Source organism: Cyanothece sp. BG0011, from assembly GCF_003013815.1.
In the GTDB taxonomy this organism is placed as follows: Bacteria; Cyanobacteriota; Cyanobacteriia; order Cyanobacteriales; family Microcystaceae; genus Crocosphaera.
On sequence record NZ_PRLH01000122.1, the window covers coordinates 1 to 5344 of the forward strand.

Genomic DNA, 5344 nt, shown 5'->3' on the forward strand with positions numbered 1-5344 from the left:
TCCCTTATCTCTTTTCCATTCCTTAGTTATTAGAAGAGGCGGCCAGCATTTCTTTGAGTTGTGCTAATTGATCAGCCCAACGGGGGTCGGGTTGAAAGCTTTCGTTAGAAGAACTACCCCCGAAGAAGATGAACGAGTATTACGTTTTTTACCGCCACCTTTTTTGGACTTGGAGGTGGGTTTATTGTCGGCGTTGCCTTCATTAGGAGCGTCTTTTCCTTTATTGCGGGGCAATGCTTTCTCAATTTTGAGATCATTGTCCATAAAGGATTGACCATTGTATTTTTCAATGAATGCGTCAGCTAATTCATCGTTAGGAACGGTAACAAAGGCAAAGCCACGACATTTGCCGGTTTTGCGCTCTTTGATCACCTTAATGGATACAATTTCGCCTCCGTCGGCAAATAGTTCCTCTAAGGTTTCCCGTTCTAGGTTTTCTTTGGGTAAATTACCTACATATAAGCGAATAGGCATTTAAGAGATACCTCCAGTGATTGAGTTGATAAAAAACTTGATCAATTTCCCATAGGGGAATAATGTTTGGTTGTGAGTACATAGGAAACAACAGACAACTTTACCATGACTTCCTACGCCATAACCATAACTTACTTGCCTTTTATTGGCTTGTGCCATTAAAATCAATTTTTCTTTGACGATGCTAAGATTAGGCAATTGAATCATTGAGACCTGGCTTATTCGGCGTCCGACTGATAGAAATGGATTGAACGGATAATGCCCTCTTAAATTATTACAGAATGTATAGACAATTCGTCAAATAATTCCCTAAAAAAAATAATCATTTTCTGATGGTTTTAGATAAGAGCTTGAAACAATAGTATCTATTTATAGAGATCATAGGGGATAAAACCTGGTTTTTTAAAGGGAGAATTTTTTTAACCGAGGTATCAGTCCTCGTTACAACCCAACTTCGGTAGGGGCTTAACCTATTAAGCCGTCACTAATTTCTGACTTCCTTATCTATCTTTTCTACCCAGGGGGCGAGGGGATAGCTTGTTTAGGTTGTTATCTTTTCAGTATATTATTACCACTTTTGTTCACTTTGAGCAACTTTGTAACAAAAGACTTGCTAAAAATGATGTTATATGCATAGTTATTCACCCCATCTGGGTATTCTAACCACAAGGAACTTGTCTAACCAGGAATTAGTCGCTATGATTTATACATAAGGTAGACAATCTGTCAAATCTTTGTTACATTGCTTTATATTATAAAGACAAGTTACAAAGCTAACTGTCACCTAAACGATCTAACTACCCTGTTTCGATTTAAACAAGGAGTCATTATGGAAAACACCTCTTGCAATCTAACCTTAGAACAACAATTTGAAATGAAACGGATTCGCGATGCAGCCACTCAAATGAGCAGAGAGCAAGCATTAGAGTTATTGGTTCAAGCATCACGACTATTAATGATTAAAACAAATGTTGTTCGCAACTTGGGCAAATAGTCCTCTCTTGGCCGATAAAAATTCACTAACTATCACATTAACCTATGGAGGTTATCATGGACGCAAACACCTTTGAATTATCCTTAGAACAGCAGTTTCAATTACAATGCTTACAGCAGGAATTTCAAGACTTAGAACGGGAACAAGTCATTGATTACCTGATTGATACCATGCAGCAAATCATGGCTAGGGACAATCTCATCAGAGATTTGATGAAAAACGACTTATTCTAGTGTCTTAAACCCAGACGCTCTCCATCTCGTGTCAAGCTTCTCTCATATCCTAGGCAAAAGACGAAGAGGGACAAGGGGTGCCGGGAGGTCAATTCATTCTAGAAGAAAAAAGGGAATAAACACTCAAACCTTACTCGCTTTTGAGACGACCCTGACTAATATTACCACGCCTCTAGATAATCAGGGGTTATGTGTAACTCAGACGACTTTAATTTTTTCTCTGCCAAACCCGAAACATTAATCCTAAACAAACTAATATGTAACCCGATGTGAGCAAGCCGTTAAGATATAGTAACCGTAACGTAAGCGTTTCAGATGTTTGTAACGAACTTAACCAGAGTAAGCTATAAGCAATAGCCCAAATAACCGTTAGTCGAATAGAAAAACGACTAGCTGATAAGACTTGACGACTACCCTGATGATGGTACACTGTCCAAAGGGCAGGAATCCAACCAACAACAGGGATTAGACGAGTTATTTGCTGTAACTTTTCTAGTTTTCGTTCTTGAAACGGATCATTCATGGCTTTAGCCCATAGTTTAACATGGAAACCCCTTTCCAAGCCGATCTCAGTGCCATTATCCTCGCAGGGGGCAAAAGCTCTCGCATGGGTCAAGATAAAGCCTTAATTGAGGTTAGAGGGGTTCCCCTCCTGCAACGGACTGCTACCCTTATTCAAGGATACGCTAACCCTGTTTATGTTATTACCCCTTGGGTAGAACGTTATCAAAGGATCGTTCCTTCAAGGTGTCATTTATTACAAGAGGTCTGTCCATCGGGAGAAACCCAAGGACCCTTGGTGGGGTTTGCTCAAGCTTTATCCTATGTTAAGACAGAATGGGTGTTATTGTTAGCTTGTGATTTACCTAACTTAACAATTCAGTGCATCGAGGCATGGTTACAACAGTTACCTGAGACATCGGATCACGTCATCGCCTGTTTACCCCGTCATCAAAAAGGATGGGACCCTTTGTGTGGGTTTTACCGTTCGTCTTGTTTAACGTCCCTGGAGGGCTTTATCGAACAAGGAGGGCGATCGTTTCAGCAATGGTTACACCCTCAATCTGTCCAGGAATTATTAGTCAGCGATCGCTCAGTTCTGTTTAATTGTAATACCCCGATGGATCTTAAAGATATTATTCAAATTTCTTTATCCTTATAGTCAAGCTTTCATGACTATTTTGTGAGATATTAAAAGATAAATATTAGAGATGGCTAACTATGGGCAGTCGATATGATTTTGATTATTATGTAGCTTGTGAAGGGAGAGACTATCAGTCAATTACGACACAATCAGGCTGTTTATTAATTGGGGGAGCAGAAGGCAATAAATCAGGAGAACATGAAGCAACCCAATGGTTTTTAAAACGAGCTTACGGGGGCAAATATTTAGTGCTTCGGGTGGGAGGAATTGGTAGACAAGCTGATTGGATTTGTCGAAATTATCGAGATTGGATCTACTCTGCGGCCGAACTTTCCATTGATAGTCGTGAGGCTGCTAATAATTCCCAAGTCACTGACTATATCCTCGACGCTGATGCTTTGTTTATCGCAGGAGGAGACCAAAATGACTATCAAGAATATTGGCAAGGGACGAAAACAGAAGACACCCTGAATTACGTCATTAATGAAAAAAAAATCCCCATCGCTGGAACCAGTGCAGGAATGGCGATTTTAGGAGACTATTATTATGCTCCGGACCATCAAGGGGTGATTAGTTCAGAAATTCTTAACGATCCCTTTCACTATAATACCCAAAAGAATTGTGAGCGAGAAATAGCCACCTTCTTTTAAAGGGTGGCAGTGGAGCGAACGGAGGTTTTAACCTCCCGTATCCAATCTAAGTTTATCGATGCACTCTTCCAAAACTTGTGTCATAGTCTTATCTTTTTGTTGTGCATAAAGTCTTAGTTTAGCTAATCTTTTATCACTTAATCTAATTGTAAAGTTTTTCTTGACCATATTGGCAATGCCATTGCAAAACGCTATAATCATAACATGAATTACCAAACTCAGAAAATCTTATTAACAGGTAATATAGATGATGAGGCTCACGCTTACCTTTTATGGTGTTGTGAGCAATCAAATAAACTATATAACTCTGTTTTATTTTCAATTCGTCAAGATTACTTTGAAAACTGTAATTACAAAACTTGGTTTGATAACAATGATAATTACAGAAGAAGTCCTCGTTTAAGACGGATTAAAGTTAGTTATGCTCAATTATGTAAAGATTTTAAAGATAACGTCCATTATCAGGCAATAGGAGGTCAACAAGGACAACAGACTATTAAGTTAGTAGTAGAAGCCATAAAAGGATATAACAAGCTTTTACCAATGTGGTTTAATGGAGAATTAAAAGACAAACCTAAAATCCCTAATTATCGCAAAAAAGGGCTTTATCAAGTTGCTTTTACTTCTCAAAACATTCGTTATGAACCACAGATCAGAATTTGTCATTTGCCTATCGCCAATTCTCAAAGAAAAGAATTAGAAAACCCATCAGTTATTATTCCTAGTGGAGCTAATTTTCAATTCTTAGATATAGCAGAGATAAGAATTGTTCCTCAAAATGGTAAATTATGGGCAGAATATGTCTATAAAACTCAGTTGGTCAAAGCTTCTAACCTTGATTATTCTCATGCTCTTGCCATTGATCATGGGGTTGACAATTGGCTTAGTTCTGTAACAACCAAAGGTAAATCTTTTATTGTCAATGGTAGAAGAATTAAGTCAATTAATCAGAGATATAATCGCTTTGTCGCTAAGTATAAACAGGGAAAATCCCAAGATTACTGGGATGATAAATTAGAGCAGGTCACTCACAGGCGTAACTGTCAAATGAGAGACGCTATTAATAAAGCAGCAAGGTTTGTCATTAATTACTGCTTAAAACATCAAATTGGTAACATTGTTTTTGGTTGGAATGATAGACAAAAAGAGTCAATTAATATAGGGAAAACTAATAATCAAAACTTTGTACAAATTCCAACGGCAAGACTTAAAAATCGTATTCAACAATTAGCTGAATCAGTAGGAATTATCTTTACTGAAATTGATGAAGCGTATAGCTCAAAAGCCAGTTTCCTTGATGATGATTTAGTCCCGAATTATGGTGAAAAACCCAAAGGGTATAAGTTTTCAGGGAAACGATTTAAGCGTGGATTATATAAAACAGCTAAAGGCTGGTTAGTAAACGCTGATATTCAGGCAGCAGCAAATCTGTTAAAAAAGGTAGCCACACAGCTAGGAATAAACCTAGCCAGGGTGGTTAAGGAATGTTTGACTGTTCCTAAACGCTATGAGCTTGATGGACTATCTCGATCATATCGTAAGCAAGCGGAAATGTGGCTTCAGCCCATTGAAGCTTAACCGCTTAGAATCCCGGCGTTTTTAAACCTTGGAGAAGTCAAAGAACATATTCATCGAAGTGATTTTCTGCAAGTCCCTTACCTACACCAAGTGCTGACAGATACCCATTTAGATCGACTCAATCAATGGAATCCAGAAACTCGCTATGGAAGGCTATTGGGTTTATTAGCTAAGGTCATTTATGAAGATAATAATCAACTTGACCATTATGGCATTGGACTAGAAGAAGGGGCCTTTGTGGCGATCGATGACCAAGGTATTGCTAAGGTTT

The 5344-nt window shown here is 38.4% G+C and carries 5 protein-coding genes and 3 pseudogenes; 6 read left to right on the forward strand and 2 right to left on the reverse strand.

Going from position 1 to position 5344, the window contains the following annotated elements:
- Positions 1–22: 22 nt before the first annotated feature.
- Positions 23–474 (reverse strand): annotated as a pseudogene (locus C4E06_RS15780) (RNA recognition motif domain-containing protein).
- Between the two features lie 829 nt (positions 475–1303).
- Between C4E06_RS15780 and C4E06_RS15790 the strand changes: the two are divergent.
- Positions 1304–1468, forward strand: a complete 165-nt coding sequence (locus tag C4E06_RS15790) for an NblA/ycf18 family protein (RefSeq protein WP_008277251.1) — start codon at positions 1304–1306, stop codon at positions 1466–1468.
- Between the two features lie 56 nt (positions 1469–1524).
- Positions 1525–1701 (forward strand): photosystem I reaction center subunit X, encoded by a 177-nt coding sequence (locus C4E06_RS15795; protein ID WP_107668942.1) that lies wholly within the window; start codon positions 1525–1527, stop codon positions 1699–1701.
- A 208-nt stretch (positions 1702–1909) separates the two neighbouring features.
- On the opposite strand, the gene C4E06_RS15800 is transcribed toward C4E06_RS15795, so the two are convergent.
- Positions 1910–2224 (reverse strand): hypothetical protein, encoded by a 315-nt coding sequence (locus C4E06_RS15800; RefSeq protein WP_107668943.1) that lies wholly within the window; start codon positions 2222–2224, stop codon positions 1910–1912.
- A gap of 21 nt (positions 2225–2245) precedes the next feature.
- On the opposite strand from C4E06_RS15800, the gene C4E06_RS15805 reads away from it, so the two are divergent.
- From C4E06_RS15805 to C4E06_RS15820, 4 genes and pseudogenes are all read left to right on the forward strand, one after another.
- The gene (locus tag C4E06_RS15805; protein ID WP_107668944.1) at positions 2246–2863 is read left to right on the forward strand and encodes a molybdenum cofactor guanylyltransferase; all 618 of its coding nucleotides are present in this window, start codon (positions 2246–2248) and stop codon (positions 2861–2863) included.
- A gap of 59 nt (positions 2864–2922) precedes the next feature.
- Positions 2923–3459: pseudogene (locus tag C4E06_RS15810) on the forward strand (Type 1 glutamine amidotransferase-like domain-containing protein); the annotation flags it as partial.
- A 240-nt stretch (positions 3460–3699) separates the two neighbouring features.
- On the forward strand, positions 3700–5073 hold the full coding sequence (locus C4E06_RS15815; RefSeq protein WP_107668945.1) for an RNA-guided endonuclease TnpB family protein: 1374 nt from the start codon (positions 3700–3702) through the stop codon (positions 5071–5073).
- Positions 5074–5115: 42 nt separating this feature from the next.
- Positions 5116–5344: pseudogene (locus tag C4E06_RS15820) on the forward strand (peptidase S51); the annotation flags it as partial.